Source organism: Actinomycetospora sp. TBRC 11914 (assembly GCF_012933465.1).
Classification (GTDB): domain Bacteria; phylum Actinomycetota; class Actinomycetes; order Mycobacteriales; family Pseudonocardiaceae; genus Actinomycetospora.
On the sequence record NZ_JABBND010000001.1, the window covers coordinates 931554 to 957886 of the forward strand.

A 26333-nucleotide genomic window follows, 5' to 3' on the forward strand; every position below is an offset into this window, starting at 1 on the left:
GGTCCGCTCGGGCCCCGGCGTGCCCGGCCGGGCACGATGGCGCCGTGGGCGCCGACACACCGAGACAGCAGCACGGCACGGGGCACGGGCACGGGCACGACCACGGCGACCCCGCCGCGATGCGCCCCGTCGAGGAGCACGCCGCGGCCGTCGCCGCGCTGATCGCCCCCACCGGCACCGAGACCGTCGGGCTCGCCGACGCCCGCGACCGGGTGCTGGCCGCCGACCTCACCTCACCGATCGCGCTCCCGCCCTTCGCGAACTCGGCGATGGACGGCTACGCGGTGCGCGCGGCGGACCTCGCCCAGGTCCCCGTGACGCTGCCGGTGCCCGAGGACGTCCCGGCCGGCCGCGTCGACGGACCGCCGCTCGCGCCGGGCACCGCCCACCGGATCATGACCGGCGCCCCGCTGCCCGAGGGCGCCGACGCGGTCGTGCAGGTGGAGTGGACCGACGGCGGGCTCCCGGGCGCGACGGTCACCGTCGAGAAGGCCGTCGAGGCAGGGCAGAGCGTGCGGGGCGCGGGGGACGACGTCGTCACCGGCCAGGTCGTCCTCACCGCCGGCACGGTGCTGGGCCCGGCGCAGATCGGGCTGGCCGCGGCGGTCGGCGCCGCCGAGCTCGTCGTGCACCGGCGCCCCCGGGTGCTCGTGCTCTCGACCGGCTCGGAGCTCGTCGCGCCGGGACTCCCGCTGCGCCACGGCCAGATCCACGAGTCCAACGGGCCGATGCTCGCCGCCGCCGTCGACGACGCGGGCGGGGTGGCCCGGCTGCTGCGCTTCGTCCCCGACGACGTCGAGGAGTTCCTGGCCACGCTCGACGCCGCCCTCGACGAGCCGACCGACCTCCTCATCACCTCGGGCGGGGTGAGCGCCGGGGCCTACGAGGTCGTCAAGGACGCGTTCGCGACGCGGGGGATCACGTTCAGCAAGGTCGCGATGCAGCCCGGCATGCCCCAGGGCGCGGGCCGCTACTCCCACGACGGGCGCGCCGTCCCCGTCGTCACCCTCCCCGGCAACCCGGTGAGCTCGCTGGTGTCGTTCGAGGTGTTCGTCCGGCCGGCGCTGCGGGCGGCGGCCGGGCAGCCGCAGCCGGACCGGGCCCGGGTGACGGCCCGGGTGGCCGAGGACCTGGGCTCCCCCGCGGGCCGCCGGCAGTTCCGGCGGGGCCGGCTCGACGCGGTCACCGGCACGGTGAGCCCGGTCGGGGGCGCCGGGTCGCACCTGCTCGCCGCGCTCGCCCACGCGGACTGCCTGTTCGTGGTCGGTGAGGACGTCACCCACGTGGTGGCGGGGACCGAGGTCGAGGTCTGGCTGCTCGACGCGCTGCCCTGACCGGATGTGACGGGCTGGACCGTTTCCGCACCGTTCGACCAGCGCAAAGCGAACCGTCGAGCCGCCGAGCGAGTGTTCCTGCTGCGCTGACCGAGCGAATCGCCCTTGGGATCCCGAGGAAGATCGGGCACCATGTGTGAGAACTCTCATGGCGGGGACGCCGTGGAGTTCGACCGGGGTAGTCCGATGCGCGATCGAGTGACGATCGTCGTGGACCAACCGCTTGTCGCTGGGGAGCGGACGAGCGGTTCTCGCCGGGGTCGCCGTCTCGGGGGATGGCGGCCCCGGCCCCGCCCGCTCCGCGCGCCGGTCCCGGCCGCCGGTCCCGTGCGCCGGTCCGCGCGGCGACCTCGCGCCCGCGGCACCTTCCGCCGCGTGGTCCCGGTGCGGCGCCCGATAGGTTCGTGCTGTCCGCTCCTCGACCGAGGGATCCCCATACCGATGGTCGCGTCCGACCGCTCCCCCGCCCCGGCGCCGGGTGACCCGAGCGCCACCGCCCGAGAGCGCCTGCCCGCCCCGCGGCGCCACCCCGTCCTCCACGCGGTCGACCTGGTCCGGGAGACGCTCCCGCCCCTGCACCCCGGCGGCCGTCCCGTGATCGGCGCCGTCGCCGCCGGCGCCCTCGCCCTCCGGGCGGCCCGCGGTCGCGGCACGCTCGGGGCCGCCCTGACGACGGCCGCCGTCGCCGCGTTCTTCCGCGCCCCGCACCGCACCACCCCGCGCCGGGCCGGCGTCGCGGTCGCCCCGGCCGACGGCACGGTGAGCGTGATCGGCGACGCCGAGGCTCCGCCGGAGCTCGTCGCGAAGGGCTTCCCGTCCGGGCCGCGCCCGCGGGTCAGCACCTTCCTGTCCGTCTACGACGTGCACGTGCAGCGCGTCCCCGCCGACGGGCAGGTCCTCGCCGTCGAGCACCGCCCCGGGACCTACGTCTCGGCCGACCTGCCCGAGGCCAGCGAGGGCAACGCCCGCACGTCGCTGTGGCTGCGCGACACCGAGGGCCGCGACCTCGCCGTCGTGCAGATCGCGGGCCTGGTCGCCCGGCGCATCGTGTGCGACGCCGCGCCGGGCGACGAGGTTGCCGCCGGCCAGACCTACGGGCTGATCCGGTTCGGGTCGCGGGTCGACCTGCTGCTGCCGCCGGGCGCGGAGATCGGGGTCGAGGTGGGCCAGCGCACCGTCGGCGCGGAGACCGTCGTCGCGACCCTCCCGCCGCCCGCCCCCGGCGACGGGGGCTGAGCCCCGGTGCCCGCGTCGACCGCGCCCGGGATCCGGCTGCTGCCCAACGCCGTCACGGTCCTGGCCCTGTGCTCGGGGCTCTCGGCGGTCCAGTTCATGGTCGCCGGCAACCAGGTGGCCGCCGTCGCCGCCGTCGCGCTGGCCGGGGTGTTCGACGCCCTCGACGGCCGGCTCGCCCGCCTGCTCGACGCGACCAGCCGGATCGGCGCCGAGCTCGACTCGCTCTCGGACTGCGTCTCCTTCGGCGTCTCCCCCGCGCTGGTCCTCTTCCTCTGGTCGCTGCACGACCTGCGCGTCGGCTGGGTGGTGGCGCTCGTCCTGGTGGTGTCGACGGCGCTGCGCCTCGCGCGCTTCAACACCCTCTCCGACGACGTCGAGGCGCCCCCGTTCGCGGGCGAGTTCTTCGTCGGCGTGCCGTCCCCGGCCGGGGCGCTCATCAGCCTGACGCCGCTGGCGACGGAGCTGCTGCTCGGCCCGGGCTGGTGGTCGGCGCCGGTGACCGTCGCGCTGTGGACGGTGTTCTCGGCCGGCCTGATGATCTCCCGCATCCCGACGTCGTCGCTCAAGAGCGTCCGCGTGCCGCCGGCCGCCGTCGCCCCGGCGCTGGTCCTGGTCGCCCTCGCGGCCGCGGCCGTCGTCGCCGTCCCGTTCGCGCTCTACCCCGTCGTGATCCTGCTCTACCTGGCCCACATCCCCTACGCCGTCTACCGGTACCGCTGGCTGGAGCGCCACCCCGAGGTCTGGCACGTGCCGCCGCGGCAGCGCCGGGCGGTCCGACGGGCCCACCGCCGGCTCGGCCTGGCGCCTCCCCGCCGGCCGTTGCCCCGCCGGGTCGCGGGTGCCGCCGCGCGGGCCGGGCGCCGCACCATCAACCGGGCGGGCGACCGGGGTCCCGGGTCGCGGCGGCTGGGCCAGCGGGGATCCCGACGCCGGGGCCAGGGCCGCGGCCCCGACCGCCGACCCCAGGACAACCCGGGTCCAGGTCCCGAGCGGCCCGGCCCCGATCGCCCGCAGGAGCGGCCGTGAGCACCGCCGGGAGCCCGCAGGTCACGCTGACCGCGCAGCTCTCGACCTCCGCCACCGACGCCCGCCGCGGGGTGGTCCGGCTGCACACCGAGGTGTTCGCGGCGCTCGGGCTGGCGGCCTGGGACGCGGTCCGGGTCGTCGGCACCCGGGCGACGGTGGCCCTGGCCGCGCCGGCCACCGGCCCGGTCTCCCCGGGCACCGCCACGCTCGACGAGACCGCGATGGTCAACGCGGGCATCGTCGCCGGCACCGCCGTAGCCGTGGAGCCGGTCGCGGTCACCGCCGCCCGCACGCTCACCGTCGCGGGGTCACGGCTCGCCTCGACCGCCGTGGCGCCGGAGACGGTGCGCCTGGCCCTGACCGGCAAGGTCGTCACCCCCGGCGACACCGTCTCGCTCCTCCCCCAGGACCTCGCGCCGGTACCGGGCGCGGACGCCGTCGGGACCCGGACCCGGTTGTCGGCCGAGCTCGGCGGCACGTGGACGACGGAGCTGGTCACCGTGGTGGCCGCCGAGCCCGGGTCGGACGCGGCCTACGTCGTGGGGCCGAGCACCGTCGTGGAGTGGCAGGGCGGGGCCCGCACCGGCTCGTCGCCGGACCCGGTGCCCCCGGCGGCGGCCACGCCGTCCAGCTTCTTCGGAGGGGTCCCGACGTCGAGGGGGGCGGCTCCCGGCCCGGGGCTCGCGGCCGCCGTCGCCGGGGCCTCGTCGGCGCCGGCCCCGGTGTCCTCGCCGGCGCCCGCCGCCCCGCCCGAGCCCCCGCCGCCCGCGGTCAGCGACCTGGTCGGGCACCAGGACGCGGCGCGGCGGCTGGGTGAGTGGTTCGAGCTGGTGTTCCACCGCCCCGAGCTGCTGACCCGCCTCGGGGCCGCGCCGCGGCTCGGGGTGCTGGTGGTCGGGCCGGAGGGCGTCGGGCGCACCACGCTGGTGCGCTCCGTCGCCGCCGAGGCCCGCGCCGGTGTCGTCGTCCTCGACGCGCCCGCCGCCGCCGCGCTGGAGGCCGGGGCGGCCGCCGAGCGGGTGCGGACGGCCTGCCGTCGGGCGCGGGAGGCCGCCACCGGCGACGCCCGCGCCGTGCTCCTGGTGCCCGACGTCGAGGCGCTCCTGCCCGCGTCCGACCCGCCGCCGCTGGCGACCGTGGTGCTCGACGAGCTGCGGGCCGTCGTCGCGTCGGAGCGGGTCGCGCTGGTGGCGACCGCGCAGGGCTCCGAGTCCGTCGAGCCGCGCCTGCGCGCTCCCGACCTCGTCGACCGCGAGCTCGGCCTGGCCGCCCCCGACGACCGCGACCGCGCCGAGCTCCTGCGCGTCCTGCTGCGCGAGGTGCCGCTGGCGGGCGACGCGGACCTCGGCGTCGTCGGGCTGCGGACCCCCGGCTTCGTCGCCGCCGACCTCGTGGCCCTGCGCCGGGAGGCCGCTGTGCGGGCGGCGCTGCGGAGCGCCGGGGACTCCGGGGACGCCGGGGAGCTGCGCCTGTCCCAGGACGACCTGCTCGGGGCGGTGACGTCGGTGCGGCCGGTGGCGCTGTCGTCGTCGGGGTCGCAGACGCTGCACTCGGGCGGGCTCACGCTCGACGACGTCGGCGACATGACCGAGACGAAGCAGGCCCTCACCGAGACCGTGCTCTGGCCGCTGAGCTACCCGGACTCGTTCGCCCGCCTCGGGGTCGACCCGCCGCGCGGGGTGCTGCTCTACGGGCCGCCCGGCGGGGGCAAGACGTTCCTCATGCGGGCGCTGGCCGGCACGGGGCGGCTCAACGTGTTCGTGGTCAAGGGCGCGGAGCTGCTGGACAAGTACGTCGGCGAGTCCGAGCGGGCGGTGCGCGAGCTCTTCCGCCGGGCGGCCGACGCGGCGCCGGCGCTGGTGTTCCTCGACGAGGTCGACGCGCTGGCGCCGCGGCGGGGCGGGTCGAGCGACGCCGGGGTGGCCGACCGGGTGGTCGCGGCGCTGCTCACCGAGCTCGACGGCGCGACGCCGCTGCGCGACGTGGTGGTGCTCGGCGCGACCAACCGGCCCGAGCTCATCGACCCGGCGCTGCTACGGCCCGGCCGGCTCGAGCGCCAGATCTACGTCCCGCCACCGGACGCGCCGGCCCGGGCGGCGATCCTGCGGGCCGCGGCGAAGGCGACGCCGCTGGCGCCCGACGTCGACCTCGACGCCCTCGCGGAGTCGCTCGAGGGCTACTCGGCGGCCGACTGCGCGGCGCTGGTCCGCGAGGCCGCACTCACCGCCATGCGGGCCTCGCTGGACTCCACCGAGGTCACCGCCGCCCAGTTCGAGGCCGCGCGGCAGGTGGTCCGGCCGTCGCTGGACCCGCGGCAGCTGGCCGAGCTGGAGGCGTACGCGTCGCGGGGGTGAGCCGGGGTCCTGGTCCCGAGCCTCAGCTCCCGGCTCCCGGCTCCCGGCGGAAGCAATGGCACATTCCTCCCGCTGGACGCCAGAACGGCGCCGCTCGCTCATCGGACGGCGGCCCACCCCGACGCCGACCGGGGCTCCGACCGAAGCAGTGGCGCATTCCTGGCGTCAGATGCGAGAACGGCGCCGCTCGCTCGTGGAGCCCCCACCCCGACGCCGACCGGGGCTCCGAACCGAAGCAATGGCGCATTCCTGGCGTCCGATGCCAGAACGGCGCCGCTCGCTCGTGGAGCCCCCACCCGAGCCTAGGAGCCCTTCTGCGCCGTCTGGCCCCAGTTGTTCGTCGCGATGACGATGACGCCGGGGGAGGCGTTCGCGAGCCCGGGGAAGCGCGGCTCCGAGCGCAGGCCGAACGCGGCGGCGACGGCGTCGGCAGCGCCCTGCTCGTTCGTGCCCGGCCGGTAGTAGGCGGTGCTCACCGGGATGACGCCCTGCGCGTAGTTGCCGGTCTCGACGACGTCGAACCCGCGGGCCTTCATCTGGTCGCCGGCCTTCTCGGCGAGGCCGACGATCATCGAGTTGTTGTAGACGCGGACCGGGACGCCCGCGTAGGACGACGTGCCGCCCCCGCCGCCCGAGCCACCGGAGCCGCCGCCCCCGGACGCCGCGGCGCCCGAGCCGCCGCCGGGCACGATCGGCGGGGCGGCCGCGACGGGCGGGAGTGCCCCCACCACCGGCGGCGCCGCACCCGGCGTGGGGGAGCCGGGCAGGGCCGCCCCGGGCAGTCCGGCACCGGCCTGGCCAGGCGCGACCGTGTTCGGCGCGGGAGCGGCCGGGGCCGACGACGACGGCGGGGCGAGCTGGGAGCTCGACGCGGGGCCGGCGGCGGTGGGCGGGGCCGGTGCGGCGGAGCTCCCCTGGCCCCCGAGGCTGATCAGACCCACGACGGCCGCGATGGCTGCCACGCCGAGCAGCGCGACGCCCGCGATGCGCAAGCGGGAGGCGCCGGACGCCCCGGGACCCGTCATGACCCTGCTCCCCTTCCGATCCCGTCGGTGCCCCATCACTCACAGGCGTACCGACCTCGTCGGGATCAGGAGACCACTAGCTCGGCTCTACTCCGAGCCGACGCGCCGCACGGGCGCGCTGACGTGTCTGACGCAGCCGGCGGAGGCGCTTCACGAGCATCGGGTCGGCCGCGTGCGCCTCGGGACGGTCCACGAGGGCGTTGAGCACCTGGTAGTACCGCGTGGCGGACATGTCGAACAGCTCGCGGATCGCCTGCTCCTTGGCGCCGGCGTACTTCCACCACTGCCGTTCGAAGGCGAGGATCTCCCGGTCGCGGCGCGTCAGGCCGTCGTCCGGGGCCGAGGCGTGCCGAGCGGGACCGGTGGCCGGCGCCGGGTCGGTCGAGGCTGCTGGGGCGTCCATCACTCTCCTCGGAGAGGCTCGTTCCTCCGGGCGCCCGCTCACCGGTGATCGACGAGAGGGTTCCCGTACCCGAATGACACGGGTGTCATTCGGGTGCCTCCCATTCAACCACGCCGGTCCGACAACTCCGTGGCAACGCACGGCGTCACCACCACCCCCGGCCGCGATCCCCCAGCTCACCTAGGCTGCCCCGCCGTGACCGTCCGCCCGATCGTCATCACCGGCGAACCCGTCCTGCACGCCCCGACGCGGCCGTTCGACGACGACGAGTTCGGCTCGCCGGAGCTCAAGACCCTCGTCGAGGACCTGTTCGAGACGATGGACGCGGCCCACGGCGTCGGGCTCGCCGCCAACCAGATCGGCGTCGGGCGGCGCGTGTTCGTCTACGACTGCCCCGACCCCGAGCTCGACGGCGAGCGGCGGCGCGGCGTCGTGGTCAACCCGACCCTCGAGACCGGCCCGATCCCCGAGACGATGCCCGACGAGGACGACGACGCCGAGGGCTGCCTCTCGGTGCCGGGCGAGAACTTCCCCACCGGCCGGGCCGAGTGGGCGCGGGTCACCGGGTACGACGTCGAGGGCACCCCGCTCGAGGTCTCCGGCGTCGGTTTCTTCGCCCGCTGCCTGCAGCACGAGACCGACCACCTCGACGGCCACGTCTACACCGACCGGCTCGTCGGGCGGAACAAGCGGGCCGCGAAGCGCGCGGTCCGCGACCACGGCTGGGGCGTGCCGGGCCTGTCCTGGATGCCGGGCGTGGATCCGGACCCGTTCGGTCACTGACCGGGATCGACCCTTTGTTGAACACAATGAGTAACCGATCGGCTACACACCGGCACCAGTAGCGGTGACTCCCTCGTTGCACGGGGGACGGCGACGCGGCCGTCCTCCCCGATGAGCGACGAGACTCCGGAGCGCCTCCTGTGACGACCGTCCTGACCGATCCGGTGGACGACCCGTGCGCCACGGGCCCCGTCCCGCTGACCGCGGGCCCCGCGACGTGGGCCGCCGAGCGCGGCACCTCGACCGCCTTCACGTTCAGCGACCACACGGTCTCGCCGCCCCGTCGGTCCTCGCTGACCTGGGACGAGCTGGCGCGGGACACCGACGACCTCGCCCGCCGGCTGCGCACGGTGGCCGAGCCCGGCGAGCGCTGCGCGATCATGCTGCCCACCGGCCTGGAGTTCGTCGTCGGCATGCTCGCCGCGGTGCGGGCCGGCCTCGTCGCGGTGCCGCTGTTCGGCCCGGACAACCGGGGGCACGCCGAGCGCGTCCGGGCGGTGCTCGAGGACTGCACGCCCGCGCTGGCCCTGGCCACCCCGGCGGGCGTCGAGGCCGTCGAGGCCACCGGCGCGGTCGGCCGGGTGCTCGCGCTCGGCGGCACCGGCGACGAGCTCCCCGCCCCGAGCGGGGCGGAGCTGGTGGACCCGGACCCCGACGACGTCGCCTACCTGCAGTACACGTCGGGCTCGACGCGCACCCCGGCCGGCGTCGTCGTCACCCACGCCAACGTGCTCGCCAACTGCGCGCAGCTCGTCGACGCCGTGGGGGTGCACCGCGACACGAACCGCTCCGTGACCTGGCTGCCGCTCTTCCACGACATGGGCCTCGTCGCCGGCGTGCTGCTGCCGGTGTGCACCGGGGTGTCCGCGGACCTCATGGACCCGGCGGCGTTCGTGCAGCGCCCGGCGCGCTGGCTCGACCTGCTCGCCGGGGCACCCGGCACCTTCTCCGCGGCGCCGAACTTCGCCTTCGACCACTGCGTGCGCCGCGTCCGCGACGTCGACCTGGAGCGGCTCGACCTGAGCGGGGTCACCGCGCTGGTGAACGGCAGCGAGCCGGTCCGGCCCGCGACGATCGAGCGCTTCGCGGAGCGCTTCGGCCCGGTCGGGTTCCGACGGGAGGCCCACCGCCCCTCGTACGGGCTGGCCGAGGCCACCGTCTTCGTCGCCACCGGCCCGGCCGGCCGCGAGCCGGTCACCGTCGCCTTCGACGCCGAGCGGCTGCGCAGCGGGGAGGCGGTGCCGGCCACCGACGACGACGGGGCCCGCGCGCTCGTGTCGTGCGGGACGCCGGTCGGCCAGTCGGTCGTCGTCGTGGATCCGGTGTCCCGACGACCGCGCCCGGACGGTGCCGTCGGCGAGCTGTGGTGCCGCGGGCCGAACGTGGCGGCGGCCTACCACGGCGGCGGCGAGCGGTCGCGGGAGACCTTCGAGGCCACCCTGGCCGACGACGCCCGCGGTGGGCTCCCGGCGGGCCCGTGGATGCGCACCGGCGACCTCGGCGTCGTCCACGACGGCGCCCTGTTCGTCACCGGGCGCCTCAAGGACACGATCATCGTCGACGGCCGGAACCACTACCCGCAGGACCTGGAGGCCACCGCCGAGTCGGCCGACCCGGAGGTGCGGCAGGGGCTGGTCGCCGCGTTCGGGGTGGACGACCGCGACGAGGGCGAGCAGGTGGTGGTGCTCGCCGTGCGACGGCGCCGCGACGAGGACGGCAGCGCCGCCCGGACGGTGCGCCGGGCGGTCTCCTCCGAGCACGGCGTCCCGGTGCGCGAGGTCCGGTTCGTCCCGCCGCACGAGCTCCCGCGCACCAGCAGCGGCAAGATCGCCCGGGCGGCGTGCCGCCGGGCCTACCTGGCCGACGCCGGGGCGCTCCGGTGACCGCGGCCGAGGCGGACCTGCGCGGCAGGCTGCTGGAGCTGGTCGCGACCTGGTGCGACCTCGACCCCGCCGAGCTCGACGCGGACGCGTCGCTCGGGGACCTCGGGCTCTCGTCGCGCGACATCGTCGCGCTGTCCGGCGAGATCGGCGACGAGCTCGGCGTCGACCTCCCGACGACGGTGCTGTGGGAGTCGCCGACGATCTCCACCCTGATCAGCACGCTCGCCCCGGAGGCCGCCGGGGTGGCCGCCCCCCGCGACGCCGTCCCGGCCCCGGACGAGCCCCTCGCCCTCGTCGGCCTCGGCTGCCGGCTGCCCGGTGGCGTGGACTGCCCGGAGGCGTTCTGGGAGCTGCTGGCGCGCGGCGGCGACGCCGTCGGCACGGTGCCCGCCGGCCGGTGGTCGGACCGGCCCGCCGACGTGGGCGACCGCGGCGGCTTCCTCGACGACGTCGCGGGCTTCGACGCCGGCTTCTTCGGGATCTCGCCGCGCGAGGCCGCGGCGGCGGACCCCCAGCAGCGGCTGCTGCTCGAGGTCGCCCACGAGGCCCTCGCGCACGCCGCGATCGACCCGGCGTCCCTGCGCGGCAGCGCGACCGGCGTCTACGTCGGGGTGTCCTCCGTCGACTACCCCTCCACCCCGGGCGAGCCGTGGCAGGCCACCGGCACCTCCGCCGCCGTCGTCGCGGGGCGTCTCGGCTACGTGCTCGACCTGCGCGGACCCGCCGTCACCGTCGACACCGCCTGCTCCTCCTCCCTGGTCGCCCTGCACCAGGCGGCGCAGGCCCTGCGCGCGGGGGAGATCGACCTCGCGCTCGTCGGCGGCACCAACGTGCTCGGGACCGCCCGGGGCCAGGTCGCCATGGAGGCGCTCGGGGTCCTCTCGCCGCGGGGACGCTGTGCCCCGTTCGACGCGGCCGCTGACGGCGTCGCGCGCGGCGAGGGCGCGGGCGTGGTCGTGCTCAAGCGGCTCGCGGACGCGCGGCGCGACGGCGACCGGGTGCTCGCCCTGCTCGCGGCGACCGCCGTGAACGCCGACGGGCACTCGCAGGGGCTCACCGCGCCCCACCCGGGCGCGCAGCGGGACCTGCTGGCCGCCGCGTACCGGCGCGCGGGCATCGACCCGGCGACCGTCGACTACGTGGAGGCCCACGGCACCGGGACCGCGCTCGGCGACCCCATCGAGGCGGGCGCCCTCGGCGCGGCCCTCGGGGCCGGCCGGTCCCCGGAGCACCCGCTGCTCATCGGCTCGGTGAAGTCCAACATCGGGCACACCGAGGCCGCGGCGGGCCTCGTCGGGCTGATCAAGGTCGTGCTCGCGATGGGCTACGACCGGCTCCCGGCGACCCTGCACCAGGACGAGCCCAGCCCCCACCTCGACCTCGCCGCCGCCGGGCTCCGCGTGGTCGCGCACCCGACCGGATGGCCGCGCTACGGCGGGCGGGCGAGCGCCGGGGTGTCGTCGTTCGGCTTCAGCGGCACCAACGCGCACGCCGTGCTGGTCGAGGCGCCCGCGTACCCCGCCGCCGAGGCGCCCCGGGACCGGCCCGTCGTCGCCGTCCTGTCCGCCCCCGACGAGGAGCGCCTGCAGGAGACGGCCCGCGCGCTGGGCCGGTGGCTGACCGAGCGGCCCGCCGGGGCCCGCCCGAGCCCGGTCGACGTCGCGCACACCCTCGCGCGCCGGGACGCGATCTCCGCACACACCGGCCGGCGACGCCGCCTCGCGGTGGTCGCCTCCGACCACGAGGAGCTCGCCGCCCGGCTGACCGGCGCCGCGCACGGGCCCGTCGCCGAGCCGGACCCCACCGCCGCGCCGGGCGTGGTGTGGCTCTTCGGCGGCCACGGCTCCTGGTGGCCGGGCACCGGCCGCGGCCTGCTCGACGGCGAGCCCGTGTTCGCCGCGGCCGTCGCCCGCCTCGACGAGTCCTTCACCCGGTACGCCGGGCGGAGCCTCACCGCGCTGCTCACCGATCCCCCCGCGGAGTCCGACCTCGCCGCCACCCAGCTCGCCGTGTGCGGAGTGCAGCTCGCGCTCGCCGCGACCTGGCGGGCCGCCGGGGTCCAGCCCGCGGCCGTCGTCGGGCACTCCATGGGCGAGGTGGCCGCCGCGGTCGCCGCCGGCGTGCTCACCGAGGACGCCGGGGTCCGGGTCATGGCGGTCCGCGCCCGGCGGCTCGCCGAGCTCGACGCGGCCGGGGGCGGCGCGATGGCGTCGGTGGAGCTCACCCCCGCCGAGCTGGCGTCGATCGGCGACGAGGTGGAGGTCGCGGTGCACGCCGCGCCCGACCAGCTCACCGTCTCCGGGCCGGCCGCCGCCGTGCACCGGGTGGTCGAGGCCGCCCGCGACCGGGGCCGCACCGCGCGGCTCCTGCCGCTCGGGGTGGCCTGCCACACCGCCGCCGTCGAGCCCCTCCGCGCCGCGCTGCGCCGCGAGCTCGCCGACCTGGAGACCCGGCCCGCCACGGTGCCCTGGTACGACACGACCGGCGGCGACCCGCGCCGGCACCCGACCGGCGACGCCGCGCACTGGGCCGACGCCGCCCGGCACCCGGTCCGCTGGGCCGACGCCGTCGCCGCCGCGGCGGCCGACGGGCACGCCCGGTTCCTCGAGCTCTCGCCGCACCCGGTGGTCCTCGGGGCCACCGGTCGCACCCTCGCCGCCGCCGGGACCGAGCCCGTCCTGGTCTCCTCCGTGCGGCGGGGTGACGACGAGGTGCGGGCGCTGCGGATCGCGCAGGCGCAGCTGCACGTCGCCGGCGTCGCGGTCGACTGGGCCGCCGTGCTGGGCGACGGCCGCGTCGTCGACCTGCCGGGACCGGTGTGGCGCCACGAGCGGTTCTGGGCCGAGCCGCCCGCGGCCGTCGCCGCGCCCACGGGCGCACACCCGCTCCTCGGGGCCCACCAGGAGCTCCCCGGCGGGTCCGCCGACGTGTGGCAGGCGCCGCCGCGGCACGGGGACCTCACCACCGCCCGGCTGCGCGAGCGGGTCCTCGCCGCCGCGGAGCACCGCCACGGTCCCGGCGCCGCACTCGTCGGGGAGCTCGTCCGGCTCACCGAGCCCGGCACCGGACAGGCCGGCCGGGGTGCCGCGCTGAGCACCCTCGCGCGCGGCGACGGCACCGTCGAGGTCCACCTGCGCACGCCCGACGGCGGCTGGGTGCCGGTCGCCACCGCGAGGACCACCGCCGTGACGCCCGGACCCGACGACGGCGGCTCCCCCGAGACCGCCGCCGAGGCGTCCGGCACCGGAACCCGGCTGGACGCCGTCCGCCGGCTCACCGCCGACGTCCTCGGGCTCGACCACCGGCGGCTCGACGTCGACGCCGACCTCGCCGCGGTCGGGCTGGACTCGCTCGGCGCGCTGCGGCTGCGCCGCCTCCTGGAGGCCGAGCTCGACGTCACCGTGCCGGTGCGCGAGCTGCTGGCGGGCGCGACGGTCCGGCAGCTCGCGCAGGACCCCGGCCCGGGACGCCCGGCGCCCACCCGCGGCGCTCCGGCCCGCGTGTCGGTCCCCGCGGACACGCCCGCGGTCACCGTCCTGCAGGAGGGCGAGCCCGGGGTGGTCCCGCTGCACCTGTTCCACCCCGCGGGCACCCCGACCGCGGTCTACGGGCCGCTCGTCGCCGCGCTGCCGCCCGACGTGCCCTGCCTGGGTCACGAGCGCGCCGCGGAGCCCGGGCCGGTCCCCGAGCGGGCGCGCGGTCACCTGGCACAGCTGCGCCGCCTGCAGCCCGCCGGCCCGTACCGGCTGCTGGGCTGGTCGTTCGGTGGCGTGCTCGCCCAGGAGACCGCGGTCGCGCTCACCGCCGCGGGGCAGCAGGTCGAGATCGTCGCGCTGGTCGACGCGGTGCGGGCCGCCGCCGCACCCGGCCCCGACCTCTCCGGCGACCCGCGGTCGTTCACCGCGGCCCGGCTCTCCCGGCTGGTCCGCCACCTCGAGAACGTCCACGACACGGTGCTCCCGATCGACCTCGACGGGCTCGCCGACCTCGACGAGGACGCCCAGCTGGCGCGGCTCCTCCGCGCCCTGACCCAGGCCCCCGTGCCGTGGAGCGCCGCCGCCCTCGAGCACCAGCGGACCTCGATCCTCGACGCGCGCGACGCCGAGGCCCACGTCCCGGGCCGGCTCTCCGCGCCCGTGGTGCAGTACCGCGCGCTGCACCCGTGCGAGGCCTTCGACGTCCTCGACCCGCGCTACAACCGGGTCGGGCCCGACGGCGGGTGGGGTGACGCCCTCACCGACCTCGAGATCGTCGGGCTCGAGACCGACCACCTCGGCGTCCTCGACCCGCCGCACGCGCAGGCCATCGCGCACGACCTCGCCGCCCGGTGGGGCCTCATGGCGGGGCGGAGCCGGTGAGCGGGCCGCGCCACGTCCTCGTCGCCGGGGCGTCGTCCGGCATCGGCGCCGCGACCGTCGCCGAGCTGCTCGAGCGCGGGCACCACGTCACCGCGTCGGTGCGCGCGCCCGCGGACGCCGCCGCCCTCGAGGCGCGGCACGACGGCGCCCGGCTCCGGGTCGTGCGGTTCGACGTCACCGACACCGCGCGCATGGGCGAGGTCGTGCGCGACGTCGCCGCGGCGGGCCCGCTGCACGCCGTCGTCGCGAACGCGGGGATCGCGCTCGCCGCGCCGCTCGCCCACCTGCCGGCCGACGACCTCCGCCGGGTGCTCGAGGTCAACGTGGTCGGGCAGGTCGCGCTCGTCCAGGCCGCGCTCCCCGCGCTGCGCCGCGACGGCGGGCGGGTGGTGGTCGTGGGCTCCCTCGCCGGCCGGCTCGCCGGCCCCATGCTCGGGGCCTACGCCGCGTCCAAGGCCGCCCTCGCCACGACCACCCAGGTGCTGCGGGCCGAGCTCGCCCCGCGCGGGGTGCCGGTGGTCCTCGTGGAGCCCGGCGTGACCGCCAGCGCCATCTGGGACCGGGCCCGGGACGCGACCACCGACCTCCGGGCCCGGCTCGGACCCGACGTCGCACGCGAGTACGACGCGCTGTGGGACGACCTCGCCGCCGACGCGTCGCACAACGCCGAGCGCGGCGCCCCGCCGCGGCGTGTGGCCCGGGCGATCGTCCGGGAGGTCGAGGCCCCCCGGCCCCGGCCCCGGCGGCTCGTGGGCCGCGACGCCCACCTCGCGGCCGCGATCGCGGTGCTCCCGGGGCGGGTGCGGGACCGGTTGCTCGCCGCGCGGCACTGAGCCACCACTGCGAGTGACATCCAGTCACGGTGCGCGACAACCCTCGTTGGACCCGACGGAGCGGGTCCGCCCTCCCACCCACACCACCAGACCCTCGGGGAGCCCACGTGCTGCGACGACCCAGCGGCCCGGGGCGTGCCGCGGCCCTCGTCCTCGCGCTGGTCGCGGCGCTGCTCACCGCCGGCGGCGGCACCGCGGTCGCGGCCCCCGCTCCGGGTGCCCGGGTCGTCTCGGCGGTCCCGCACGGCCCCTCGGAGATCCGCCTGCGGGTGTTCTCGCCGGCGATGGGCACGACGCTCCCCGTGACGCTGCTCCTGCCGCGCGGCTGGGCGCACGGTGGCACCTTCCCCACGCTGTACGCCCTGGGCGGGATGGACGAGGTCGACGACCGGGCCTGGACCAGGCTCACCGACCTCCCGGCCTTCGCCGCCGCGCACGACGCGCTCGTGGTCCTGCCCCCGACCAGCAAGGGGGGCATGTTCAGCGACTGGTTCGCCCCCGGCCCGCACTGGGAGACCTTCGACACCGTCGAACTGCCGGCGCTGATCCGCGCGGAGTTCCGGGGCGGCGCCCGCCAGGCCGTCATGGGCATCTCCGTCGGCGGTCACGCGGCGCTGAAGTTCGCGGCGCACCAGCCCGGCGCGTGGGCCGCGGCCGCGTCGTTCTCCGGGATCCCGTACTCCTCCGCGCCGGGCGTGTCCGCCCTGTACGAGAAGTCGATGGCGGACGCCGGGGTCGACCCGAAGGCACCGTGGGGCGACCCGGTGGCCCAGTCCGGCGTCTGGGCGGCGCAGGACCCGGCGAACGGGATGGGGAACCTCCGGGGCACCGCGGTGTTCGTCTCCGCGTCGAGCGGCGTGCCCACCCCCGCCCGCCTGGCCGGCGACCCCGGCCAGGTCCTCCGCGACCCGCCCGGTGCGCTGGGCCGGGCCACCGGGGGCAGCTCGATCGAGTCGGTCGCGTTCAGCACCTCGGTGCGGTTCGCGCAGGAGGCGCGCGCGGCCGGGGTGGCGGTCACCTCGGACTTCCCGGCCACCGGCATCCACGACTGGCCGTTCTGGAGCGCCGAGTACAAGAAGGCCTGGCCGATGATCGCCGCCGCGCTCGGGATCCCGGCCTGACGAGCACCGCGGCGCTCGCCGGGGCACCGACCGTCGAGTTCGCCGCACCCCGTCCCGACGCATTCGACGCCCCCGGCTCCCCCGACACCGACCCGACCGGATGGCGCGCCGCCGCCGTGATCGCGACGGCGAGCGCGGGCGCGGCCCTCGTCGTCGTCGACGCCACCGTGGTCACGCTGGCGGCCCCCGGGCTCGTCGCCGATCTCGGGATCGGCGGCGGGGGCGCGCAGTGGGTCGTCGAGGCCTACACCGTGGTCTTCGCGTCGCTGCTGCTCTCCGCCGGCCGGGTGGGCGACCGGTTCGGACGCCGTCGTGCCCTCGCGGCCGGGGCGCTGGTCCTCGCCGGCGCGGGCGCGCTGGCCGCCCTCGCGCCGGGGCCCGCCGTCCTCCTCCTCGCCCGGGCCCTGCAGGGGGCCGGGGCCGCCCTGGTCTTCCCGGCCACCCTCTCCGTGCTGGGGGCGACGTTCCGCGGACCCGTGCGGGGCACGGCCTTCGCGCTGTGGGGCGCGACGATCGCCGCGACGGCCGGCGTCGGTGGCCTGCTCGGTGGCTGGCTGACGACCACGCTGGGCTGGCGCGCGGTGTTCGCCGCGTCCGTCCCGGTCGGCGTGGCGGTCGCCCTCGCGGCGCACCTCGCGCTGCCGGAGAGCCGCGAGCGCACGGGGTCCGTCGACCCGGTGGGCGCCCTGCTCTCCGCGGCCGGGGTCGGCGCCGGGGTCCTCGCGCTCGTGCAGGGCCCGGCCTGGGGCTGGTGGGCCCCCGGGCCCGCCGCCCCGGCGGGCTGGCCGGTGTCCCCGGTCCCGCTGCTGGTGGGGACGGCGGTGCTCTGCGCGGCGGCGTTCGGGGTGCGGCAGCGCCGGCTCGGCGCGGCGGGCGCGGTCCCCCTGCTGTCCGGCCACCTGCTGCGGGTCCGGTCCTTCCGGGCCGGGACGGCGGCCGCGGCGGTGGTCAGCTTCGGCGAGTTCGGCCTGATGTTCGTCCTGCCCTTCTGGTGGCAGGACGTGCTGGGGTGGACCGCGGCGCAGGCCTCCGTCCTGCTGGTGTTCCCGACCGTCGCGGCGCTGACCGGCGGCCTGACGACCTCACTGCTCGTCCGCCGGGTCGGCCCGCGCGCGACCGTCCGCGCCGGGCTGGCCTGCGAGGGCGCCGCGGCGGCCGGGCTCGCCCTCCTGGTGGCGGGCGGCGCCGCCCCGTTCGCCCTCGGCGGCGCCCTGCTCGCGCTCTACGGGCTGGGGCTCGGGCTCGCCTCGGCCCAGCTCGGCTCGATCGTGCTGGCCGACCTGACCGGCGACGACGTCGGGGCCGGGTCCGGCGCGATGACCACCGCCCAACAGGTGGGGTCGGCCTTCGGGGTCGCGGTGCTGGGCGCGGTGACGTTCTCGGCGCCGGTCCTCGCGCACGGCGTCGCCCGCGCCCTCGGCCTCACCGCGACGGCGCTCGTGGTCGCCCTCGCCGTGACCTGGCGGCTCGGCGCGGCACGGGGCGGACGCCACCGCCGGGCTCGGCGGCCGAGGGGGCCCGGGTTTCGCCCTCAGCGCACACCCCTGCCCGATACCGGTGCAACGGTGTAAGCACGACGCTGTGGACGAGCTCGACTCCTACTCCCGCACCGTGGTCGCCGTCGCGGAGACGGTCGGCCCCGCCGTGGCCGCCCTCGCCGTCGGCGACCCGGAGAACCCGCGCGGCGCGGGCTCCGCGGTCGTGGTCGGCGACCCGGCCGGACCCGGCGCCGTCCTGGTCACCAACGCCCACGTCGTCGCCCGCGCCCGTGGCGGCCGCGCCACCTTCGCCGACGGCACCCACGCCGACGTCCGCGTCCTCGGCGCCGACCCGCTCTCCGACCTCGCGGTCCTCGCCGTGCACCCCGACGCCACCACCCCCGAGCCGGTGGCCCTCGGCGACGCCGCCGGCCTGCGGGTCGGCCAGCTCGTCGTCGCCGTCGGCAACCCGTTCGGTCTCGCGGGCAGCGTCACCGCCGGCGTGGTGAGCGCCCTCGGCCGCTCGCTGCCCACGCGCGACGGCAGCGCGAGCCGCGTCGTCGAGGACGTGATCCAGACCGACGCCGCGCTGAACCCCGGGAACTCGGGCGGGGCCCTCGCCGACGCGTCGGGCCACGTCGTCGGGATCAACACGGCCGTCGCCGGGGTGGGGCTCGGCCTCGCGGTCCCGGTCACGACGACGACCCGCGGCATCCTCGAGGCCCTGCGCCGCGACGGGCGGGTGCGCCGCGGCTACCTCGGCGTCGTCGGCGCCCCGGCGCCGCTGCCGGTCGAGGTGGCCGCGCGGCTGGGACGGGCGAAGGGCCTGCGGGTGGCCGACGTCGTCGCCGGGAGCCCGGCCGCGCAGGCGGGCCTGCGTCGCGGTGACATCGTCGTCGACGCCGACCGCGAGCCCGTCGTCGACGCCCAGGGACTGCAGCGACGCCTCTTCGCCGACTCCATCGGCCGCACGCTGCCGGTCACCGTGCTGCGCGGCCGGGCCATGGTCGACGTCCTCGCGGTGCCCTCCGAGCTCTCCTGACGCGCGTTTGCCCCCGCCGGGCACCGATGGCACGGTCGGGGCCCGACAGACAACTGCAGACCACGGGAGCCCGCGCCACGAGCGGGCTGAGAGGGCGGCTCGACACGTCGCGGCGCCGCCGACCGTACGAACCTGACCGGGTCATGCCGGCGTAGGGAGACGCGCAGCCATGGGCACGCCCACGATCACCACCGGTCCCGTCGACGGGTCCCACAAGATCCACCTCGACGGTGCGGACGGCGTCGCCGTCGCCGCCCGCCGCATCGAGCTCACCGACGGCGGCCACCTCGACGTCTACGACACCTCCGGCCCGTACACCGACGACACCGCCACGATCGACCTCGAGGCCGGCCTGCCTCGTCGTCGGGAGCCGTGGATCGGGACCCGGACCCAGCTCGAGCGCGCCCGCGACGGCGAGACCACCCCGGAGATGCGCTACGTCGCCGTCCGGGAGGGGATCGACGCCGAAACGGTGCGCGCCGAGGTCGCCGCCGGGCGCGCCGTCATCCCCGCGAACCACCGCCACCCCGAGTCCGAACCGATGGTCATCGGCAAGGCGTTCGCCGTGAAGATCAACGCGAACATCGGCAACTCGGCGGTGACCAGTGGTCTCGCCGAGGAGGTCGAGAAGATGGTGTGGGCCACCCGGTGGGGCGCCGACACCGTCATGGACCTCTCCACCGGCCCCGACATCCACCGCACCCGCGAGGCGATCCTGCGCAACGCGCCGGTCCCGATCGGGACGGTGCCGATCTACCAGGCCCTGGAGAAGGTCGACGGGGACCCCACGCAGCTCACCTGGGAGCTCTACCGCGACACCGTGATCGAGCAGTGCGAGCAGGGCGTCGACTACATGACGGTGCACGCGGGCGTGCTGCTGCGCCACGTCCCGCTGGCGGCCCGTCGCGTGACGGGCATCGTCAGCCGCGGCGGCTCGATCATGGCCGCGTGGTGCCTGGCCCACCACCGCGAGTCGTTCCTGTACGAGCACTTCTCCGAGCTCTGCGACATCCTCCGCCGCTACGACGTGACGTTCTCCCTCGGCGACGGGCTGCGGCCCGGCTCGATCGCCGACGCGAACGACGAGGCCCAGCTCGCCGAGCTGCGCACCCTCGGGGAGCTCACGCACATCGCCCGCGCGCAGGGCGTGCAGGTGATGATCGAGGGGCCCGGCCACGTCCCCATGCACAAGATCGCGGAGAACGTGCGCCTCGAGGAGGAGTGGTGCGGCGAGGCGCCGTTCTACACGCTCGGGCCGCTCGCGACCGACATCGCGCCGGGCTACGACCACATCACCTCGGCGATCGGGGCCGCGCAGATCGCCCAGGCCGGCACCGCGATGCTCTGCTACGTCACGCCCAAGGAGCACCTCGGGCTGCCGAACCGCGACGACGTGAAGGTCGGCGTCATCACCTACAAGATCGCCGCGCACGCCGCCGACCTCGCCAAGGGCCACCCGCGGGCCCAGGAGCGGGACGACGCGCTCTCGAGGGCCCGGTTCGAGTTCCGCTGGCACGACCAGTTCCGGCTCGCGCTGGACCCGGACACGGCGCGGGAGTTCCACGACGAGACGCTGCCCGCGGAGCCCGCGAAGACCGCCCACTTCTGCTCGATGTGCGGGCCGAGGTTCTGCTCGATGCGGATCAGCCACGACGTGCGGGCCTACGCCGACGAGCACGGCCTGACGAGCGTGGCGGCCATCGAGGCCGGTATGGCGGAGAAGTCCGAGGAGTTCGCCTCGCGCGGGAACCGCGTCCACCTCCCGGGGGCCGGGTCGTGACCGCGAGCCCGCCCGTCGCGCTCTCGATCGCGGGCACCGACTCCGGCGGCGGCGCCGGGATGACGGCGGACGTGCGCGCGTTCGCCGCGTGCGGGGTGCACGGGTCGGTGGCGGTCACGGCGGTGACGGTGCAGGACTCGCTGGGGGTGTCGGCGGTCCACGAGGTGCCGCCCGACGTCGTCGCCGCCCAGATCCGCACCGTGGCCGGCGACATGGGTGTCGACGCCGCCAAGACCGGGATGCTCGCGACCCGGGAGATCATCGAGGCGGTCGTCGGGGCGTGCGACGCGGTCGGGATCGGGGCGGCCGGGTCGGTCCCGTTCGTCGTCGACCCGGTCGCGGCATCGATGAGCGGGAGTCCGCTCCTCGCCGAGGACGCCCTCGACGCCGTCCGGACCGAGCTGCTCCCCCGGGCGACGCTGGTGACCCCGAACCTCGACGAGATCGCGCTGCTCGCCGACGTCAAGGTCGTCGACGAGGCCTCCGCCCACCGGGCGGCGGCGGCGCTGCACGCGCTCGGTGCCCGCGCGGTGCTGGTCAAGGGCGGTCACCTGGAGGCGACGACGGGCAGGCCCCAGCCGGAGTGCGTCGACCTGCTGTCCACCGCGGACGGCGGGACGCACGAGTTCCGCTCGCCGCGCCTGGACCGGCCGCACACCCACGGCGGCGGGGACTCGCTGGCCTCGGCGATCACGGCGGGCCTGGCGCGCGGCATGTCGTTGGTCGACGCGGTGGCGCTCGGCAAGGCGTTCATCACCCGCGCGGTGGAGCACTCCTACCCGCTGGGCGCCGGCCACGGGCCGGTCAGGGCGATGCCCATGTGAACGGATGTGGTCGTCCGGGCGACCACATCCGTTCACATGGGAGCGTGCTCCCCATGGCCGAGACACCGCCGCGCGCGCTGACGATCGCCGGCTCCGACTCCGGCGGCGCGGCCGGGCTCGAGGCCGACCTCCGGGCGATGACGGCGTGCGGGGTCCACGGCTGCGTCGCGGTCACGGCCGTGACCGTCCAGAACTCCCTCGGCGTCTCCGGGGTGCACCTGGTGCCGCCGGACGTCGTCGCCGCGCAGGTCCAAGCCGTCGTCTCCGACATCGGCGTGGGCGCCGCCAAGACCGGGATGCTGGCGACGGCGGAGATCATCGAGGCGGTCGCGGGGGTGGTCGACGAGGTCGGGATCGGGCGCGGCGACGACCAGGACACGCAGCGCAGCGGAGCCGGACCATCGGTCCCGTTCCTGATCGACCCGGTCGCGGCGTCGATGTACGGCGAGCCGCTGCTCGCCGACGACGCCATGGAGGCCTTCCGCACGCTGCTCTTCCCCCGCGCGGCGCTCGTCACCCCGAACCTCGACGAGGTCCGGCTGCTCACCGGTGTCACCGTCACCGGCGCGGACTCCGCCCGGAAGGCGGCCGACGCGCTGCACGACCTCGGGGCCCGGTGGGTGCTCGTCAAGGGCGGCCACCTCCACGGCTCGCCCGAGGTCACCGACCTGCTCTCCGACGGCGAGCGGACCTGGGAGTTCACCGGGCCGCGGATCGACACCCCGCACGTGCACGGCGCCGGCGACGCGCTGGGCAGCGCGACCTGCGCCGGCCTCGCCCGGGGCCTCGCCGTCCCCGACGCGGTCGCCTACGCCGAGCGCTACATCCGCCGGGCCGTCGCGGCGGCCTACCCCCTCGGGCAGGGCACCGGGCCGGTGTCCCCGCTCTGGGCGATCGCGGAGTGGGACGAACCGTAGGCTTCCGGGCGTGCTCGCGGTCCGTGTGCTCGGCGAGATCGCCGCGACCCTCGACGCACGCCCCCTCGACCTCGGTGGCCTGCAGCGCCGGGCGGTCCTCGCGCGGCTCGCGGTGGCGGGCGGCGACGTGGTGCCCACCGACCGCCTCGTCGACGACCTCTGGGCCGGCGAGCCCCCGCCCCGCGCCCTCGCGGGCCTGCAGGCCCACGTCAGCCACCTGCGCCGCGTCCTCGAGCCCGGCCGGGCGCCCCGGACCCCGGCGACCGTGCTCGTCAGCGCGGCCGGCGGCTACGCGCTGCGCGTCGGCGAGGGGCTCGACGCCACCCGGGCCGCCGTCCTGCGGGCCCGCGCCCGCGACGAGGCCCCCGCCGCAGCCACCGCGACGCTGCGGGAGGCGCTCGGGCTCTTCACCGGCCCGCCCCTGGCCGAGCTGGCCGACGCCGCGTGGGCCGCGCCGGAGGTGGAGCGCCTCGTCGAGCTGCGGCGCACCCTCGTCGAGGCGCTCGCGGCGGCGGAGCTCGCCGACGACCCGGCCCACACGGGCCGCCCGGCCGAGCGGGCCGCCGTCGTCGTCGAACTCCTCCGCCCGCACGTGCGCGACGAGCCTCTGCGCGAGGAACCCGTCCGGCTGCTGGCCCTGGCCCTCTACCGGACCGGGCGGCAGGCCGAGGCGCTCGCCGCGCTGGCCGACCTGCGGCGCCGGCTCGACGACGAGCTCGGTCTCGACCCCTCACCCGGCCTGGTCGAGCTCGAGCACCGGATCCTGACCCACGACGCGGGGCTGGCCGTTCCCGATGTCAGCGGTGTCGCATCGCAGACGCTGATCGTCCGGAAAGCCACACCGTCGGCGGGGCCGGACACCCGGATCGTCGGCCGCGACGCCGAGCTCGCCCGCCTCCTCGCGGTCGCCGCCACCGCCGCCGCCGGGCCCGGGCTGCTCGCCCTCGTCACCGGCGACGCGGGCGCGGGCAAGTCCACGCTCGCCGACGCGCTCACCGACGCCCTCGGCTGGCCCAGCGTCCGCGGCCGCTGCCCCGAGGTCGACGGCGCCCCGCCGGGCTGGGCGTGGACCGAGATCGGCGAGGCGCTCGGCGGGGTCACGACGACCGGCGCCGACGACCCCCACCGCGCCTTCCACCACGGCCGCGCCCTCCTCGCCGCCCTGGGCGCCCGGGACGCGCCCCTGCTCGTCGTCGTCGACGACCTGCACCGCGGGGACGAGGAGACGTGGCGCCTGCTCCGGGTCGTGGCGTCGGCCCGCCTCGCGGGGGTGCTCCTGCTCGCGACGTTCCGCCCCGCCGAGGCCGGCGACGACCTCCTCGCCACCGTCGCCGCCCTCGCCACCCTCACCGCCGAGCGCGTCGAGCTCATCGGCCTCGACCGCGCCGCCGTCGCCGCGCTCGTCGCCCGCGAGGGCCTCGAGGTCGACGACGACGCGGCCGCCCGGATCGCCGAGCGCACCGCGGGCAACCCGCTGTTCGTCCGCGAGGTCGCCCGGCTGGCCCGCACGGTCGGCGCCGACGCCGCCCGTCGCACCGTCCCCGCCGGCGTCCGCGACGTGCTCTCCCGCCGCGCCGCCCAGCTGCCCGCCCCCGCCGTCTCCGTGCTGCGCCGCGCGGCCGTGCTGGGCCGCGACGTCGACGTGTCGGTGCTGGTCGCGCTCGAGGACGCCGACGAGGACCGGGTGCTCGCCGCGTGCGAGGCGGGGGTGGTGACGGGGCTGCTGGTGGAGTCCGGGCCCGACGCGGTCCGCTTCGCCCACGACCTCGTCCGCGAGACCCTCTACGACGAGCTCCCCCGGCTGCGGCGCGCCCGGGTGCACGCCGAGGCGCTGACCGTGCTGGAGCGCGTCCGGCCCGGCGACCACGCGGCCCTGGCCCACCACGCGCTGGCCGCCGGCCCGGTCGCCGGGATCGACCGGGTGCTCGACCACGCCGAGCGGGCCGCCCGCGCGGCCCGCGCCGAGGACGTGCCGCGGACCGCGGCCGACCTCCTCGCCGCCGCGCTCGACCTCGCGGTCACCACCGAGGACGCCCGACGACGGGTCCGGCTGCGCTGCGCGCTCGCCTCGGCCCACTCGGCGGCCGGGGCCGGCCTACCCGCCGTCACCCAGCGGAGCGCCGCCCTGGCGGAGGTCGCGGGGATCTCCGGCCTCCCCGACGACGAGCACCGTGCCCTGCTCCTCGACGTCGCCACCTGCGTCGACGGACCCGTCACGTTCGCGCTGGCCGAGAACGCCGAGGTCGACCGGCCGCTGGTGTCGACGATCGCGTCGCTCCTGGCCGGCGACCCGGCGCCCGCCGACCGCGTGCGCCTGCTCGCGGTGCGGGCCTTCGCCTGGCACCCCCGGGAGCCGCGGCGCGCGACGGCGGACGCCGAGGCCGCGCTCGCCCTGCTCGACGGGCTCCCCGACGACGCGGGCCTGCGCTGCCTGGTCCTCAACGCCCGCTTCTGGACGCTGCTCCACCCCGACCGCTGGGACGCCCTCGACGCCCTCGGGGTCGAGATGCTCGGGGCGGCCGAGCGGGCGGGGTCGTGGGGGCACCGCGTCGTCGGGCACCACGCCCGGTTCCTGCACGCGTGCTACCGCGAGGACTTCGCCGCCGCGTCCGGGCACGCCGCGACGGCGCTGGCCGAGGCCCCCGACGGCCAGCTCGCCTCGACCCTCGGATGGACGTCGATCTTCGCCGCCCTCCAGGCCCAGCTCGCCGGGCGGTACGACGACGCCGAGCGCCTCTACACCGGCGTCGCCGCGACGCTCGCCGAGCGGGGGCTGGCGAACGCGTCGGCGCTGTCGACGGTCGGGCTCATCGGCGTGTACCACGCGCGGGGCCGCCTCGGAGACCTCGTCGAGCCCCTCGCCGCGGAGTACCGGACGCGGGGCGTGCTGATCGCCGAGGCGTACGCGGCGGCGCTCGTCGCGGCCGGCCGTCCGGACGAGGCCCGGCGCGTCTGGCGGCCCGACCTGGACATCAGCCCCGACTGGTGGTGGCTGATGTGGACCGCGCTGCGCGCCGAGACCGCCGCCGCCCTCGACGACCGGGCCGTGCTCGCCGCCTGCCGTCGGGACCTCGCGCCGTGGGAGGGGCACCTGGCCGGGGCGATGAGCGGGACGGCGACGTTGGGCCGCATAGGTGCGCTGCGCGCTCGTGAGCACTAACTGTCGCTATACCGGCATTTAGTGCTCACGGGGCCGGAGGCCACCCAGGAGCCGGGACTCCCGCCGGTACCGCGGCCCGAGGACCTTCGCGAGCAGGACCAGCACCGCCGGCGCCGACTCGCCCATCCGCGCGAACTCCTCCGGCGTGGCCACCTCGACGATGCGCGGCAGCACCCACCGGATGCCCGCGCCGCCCGCCTGCGCCGCCTTCTCCACGGCCTGCCAGTCGGGGAGCGGCACGTAGCGCAGGATCACCGGGAACACGTCCCGCTCCTCCTCGGCGATGTGCTCGTCGAGCAGGTCCGCGAGGAAGGTCAGCCGCTCGGCCAGCGGGTCGACCCGCCCGCCCGAGGCGGCGACGGCGAGGGCGGTCCGGATGTCGTCGAGGACCGGGTCGAGGGCGGCGTGGTCGTCGGAGAGCGGCGCCAGGTCGATCTCGGCGCCGGCGTGGCGCTCGATGATCGGCCACAGGTGGTCGTCCTCGGTGGCGTGGTGGTGGTGGATGTCGAGGCAGAGGCCCTCGACCCAGCGGCCGAACACCCGCCGTCGGCGGCCGACGAGCGGGTCGGAGCCGTCGGCCCAGGCGGCGGCCAGTCCGGCGAGGCGGCGCGCCTCGCGGCGCATGACCCGGTGGGCGATCCGGATGCCGAGCAGGTCGGCGTCGCGGGTGGGGGTGGTGACGGTGGCGGTCATGGTGGGCTCCTCGTCGGGCGACGGTCGGTGACGACGAGGAGCGTCGCCGACCCCACTTGCCGCCGACTTGGCGGCGACCTGCA

18 protein-coding genes and 1 riboswitch are annotated in these 26333 nt (G+C 77.5%); of the genes, 15 read left to right on the forward strand and 3 right to left on the reverse strand.

The window, feature by feature from the left end:
* Positions 1-119: 119 nt before the first annotated feature.
* The 4 genes from glp to HH311_RS04455 all read left to right on the forward strand — a co-directional run bounded on the left by glp (position 120) and on the right by HH311_RS04455 (position 5950).
* Positions 120-1334, forward strand: a complete 1215-nt coding sequence (gene glp, locus HH311_RS04440) for a gephyrin-like molybdotransferase Glp (protein WP_169182678.1) — start codon at positions 120-122, stop codon at positions 1332-1334.
* 441 nt (positions 1335-1775) lie between these two features.
* A complete protein-coding gene (locus tag HH311_RS04445) occupies positions 1776-2570 on the forward strand; it encodes a phosphatidylserine decarboxylase (RefSeq protein WP_169182289.1) in 795 nt (264 codons plus the stop codon).
* A gap of 6 nt (positions 2571-2576) precedes the next feature.
* A complete protein-coding gene (locus tag HH311_RS04450; RefSeq protein ID WP_169182290.1) occupies positions 2577-3596 on the forward strand; it encodes a phosphatidylcholine/phosphatidylserine synthase in 1020 nt (339 codons plus the stop codon).
* Positions 3593-5950: an AAA family ATPase gene (locus tag HH311_RS04455; RefSeq protein ID WP_169182291.1), complete on the forward strand. Its 2358-nt coding sequence runs from the start codon at positions 3593-3595 to the stop codon at positions 5948-5950. The genes HH311_RS04450 and HH311_RS04455 overlap by 4 nt, the downstream gene beginning before the upstream one ends.
* 302 nt (positions 5951-6252) lie before the next feature.
* Here HH311_RS04455 and HH311_RS04460 read toward each other — a convergent pair whose 3' ends face one another.
* Complete coding sequence (locus tag HH311_RS04460; protein ID WP_169182292.1) at positions 6253-6975, reverse strand: LytR C-terminal domain-containing protein; 723 nt, start codon at positions 6973-6975, stop codon at positions 6253-6255.
* 76 nt (positions 6976-7051) lie between these two features.
* Positions 7052-7378, reverse strand: coding sequence for a DUF3263 domain-containing protein (locus HH311_RS04465; RefSeq protein WP_169182293.1), 327 nt, complete (start codon positions 7376-7378; stop codon positions 7052-7054).
* 195 nt (positions 7379-7573) lie between these two features.
* Here HH311_RS04465 and HH311_RS04470 point away from each other — a divergent pair, with 195 nt between their 5' ends.
* The 11 genes from HH311_RS04470 to HH311_RS04520 all read left to right on the forward strand — a co-directional run bounded on the left by HH311_RS04470 (position 7574) and on the right by HH311_RS04520 (position 25557).
* Positions 7574-8161 (forward strand): peptide deformylase, encoded by a 588-nt coding sequence (locus tag HH311_RS04470; RefSeq protein ID WP_169182294.1) that lies wholly within the window; start codon positions 7574-7576, stop codon positions 8159-8161.
* Between the two features lie 140 nt (positions 8162-8301).
* On the forward strand, positions 8302-10044 hold the full coding sequence (locus tag HH311_RS04475) for a fatty acyl-AMP ligase (protein ID WP_169182295.1): 1743 nt from the start codon (positions 8302-8304) through the stop codon (positions 10042-10044).
* Positions 10041-14402, forward strand: coding sequence for a type I polyketide synthase (locus HH311_RS04480; protein ID WP_169182296.1), 4362 nt, complete (start codon positions 10041-10043; stop codon positions 14400-14402). The genes HH311_RS04475 and HH311_RS04480 overlap by 4 nt, the downstream gene beginning before the upstream one ends.
* Positions 14399-15235, forward strand: a complete 837-nt coding sequence (locus HH311_RS04485) for an SDR family NAD(P)-dependent oxidoreductase (protein ID WP_169182297.1) — start codon at positions 14399-14401, stop codon at positions 15233-15235. Before HH311_RS04480 ends, HH311_RS04485 begins: the two co-directional genes overlap by 4 nt.
* Before the next feature lie 107 nt (positions 15236-15342).
* Positions 15343-16356, forward strand: coding sequence for an alpha/beta hydrolase family protein (locus tag HH311_RS04490; protein WP_169182298.1), 1014 nt, complete (start codon positions 15343-15345; stop codon positions 16354-16356).
* A 116-nt stretch (positions 16357-16472) separates the two neighbouring features.
* Positions 16473-17927, forward strand: a complete 1455-nt coding sequence (locus HH311_RS04495) for an MFS transporter (protein WP_169182299.1) — start codon at positions 16473-16475, stop codon at positions 17925-17927.
* A 10-nt stretch (positions 17928-17937) separates the two neighbouring features.
* On the forward strand, positions 17938-18876 hold the full coding sequence (locus HH311_RS04500) for a S1C family serine protease (RefSeq protein WP_169182300.1): 939 nt from the start codon (positions 17938-17940) through the stop codon (positions 18874-18876).
* A gap of 62 nt (positions 18877-18938) precedes the next feature.
* Positions 18939-19034: riboswitch (TPP riboswitch) on the forward strand.
* A gap of 11 nt (positions 19035-19045) precedes the next feature.
* On the forward strand, positions 19046-20656 hold the full coding sequence (thiC, locus tag HH311_RS04505) for a phosphomethylpyrimidine synthase ThiC (RefSeq protein ID WP_169182301.1): 1611 nt from the start codon (positions 19046-19048) through the stop codon (positions 20654-20656).
* Positions 20653-21480 carry a bifunctional hydroxymethylpyrimidine kinase/phosphomethylpyrimidine kinase gene (gene thiD, locus HH311_RS04510; RefSeq protein WP_169182302.1) on the forward strand — a complete coding sequence of 276 codons (828 nt, stop codon included), beginning with the start codon at positions 20653-20655 and terminating at the stop codon, positions 21478-21480. Before thiC ends, thiD (HH311_RS04510) begins: the two co-directional genes overlap by 4 nt.
* 53 nt (positions 21481-21533) lie before the next feature.
* On the forward strand, positions 21534-22397 hold the full coding sequence (gene thiD / locus HH311_RS04515) for a bifunctional hydroxymethylpyrimidine kinase/phosphomethylpyrimidine kinase (protein ID WP_169182303.1): 864 nt from the start codon (positions 21534-21536) through the stop codon (positions 22395-22397).
* A 10-nt stretch (positions 22398-22407) separates the two neighbouring features.
* Positions 22408-25557, forward strand: a complete 3150-nt coding sequence (locus tag HH311_RS04520; protein ID WP_169182304.1) for a BTAD domain-containing putative transcriptional regulator — start codon at positions 22408-22410, stop codon at positions 25555-25557.
* Positions 25558-25575: 18 nt separating this feature from the next.
* Here the strand turns inward: HH311_RS04520 and HH311_RS04525 are convergent, their stop codons facing one another.
* A complete protein-coding gene (locus HH311_RS04525; RefSeq protein ID WP_169182305.1) occupies positions 25576-26250 on the reverse strand; it encodes a hemerythrin domain-containing protein in 675 nt (224 codons plus the stop codon).
* Positions 26251-26333 lie beyond the last annotated feature (83 nt).

Coding starts and splice junctions, on each gene's coding strand:
- glp (WP_169182678.1), top strand. CDS start 120: ATGCGCCCCGTCGAGGAGCACGCCGCGGCCGTCGCCGCGCTGATCGCC.
- HH311_RS04445 (WP_169182289.1), top strand. CDS start 1,776: ATGGTCGCGTCCGACCGCTCCCCCGCCCCGGCGCCGGGTGACCCGAGC.
- HH311_RS04460 (WP_169182292.1), bottom strand. CDS start 6,975: ATGACGGGTCCCGGGGCGTCCGGCGCCTCCCGCTTGCGCATCGCGGGC.
- HH311_RS04465 (WP_169182293.1), bottom strand. CDS start 7,378: ATGGACGCCCCAGCAGCCTCGACCGACCCGGCGCCGGCCACCGGTCCC.
- thiC (WP_169182301.1), top strand. CDS start 19,046: ATGGGCACGCCCACGATCACCACCGGTCCCGTCGACGGGTCCCACAAG.
- thiD (WP_169182303.1), top strand. CDS start 21,534: ATGGCCGAGACACCGCCGCGCGCGCTGACGATCGCCGGCTCCGACTCC.
- HH311_RS04525 (WP_169182305.1), bottom strand. CDS start 26,250: ATGACCGCCACCGTCACCACCCCCACCCGCGACGCCGACCTGCTCGGC.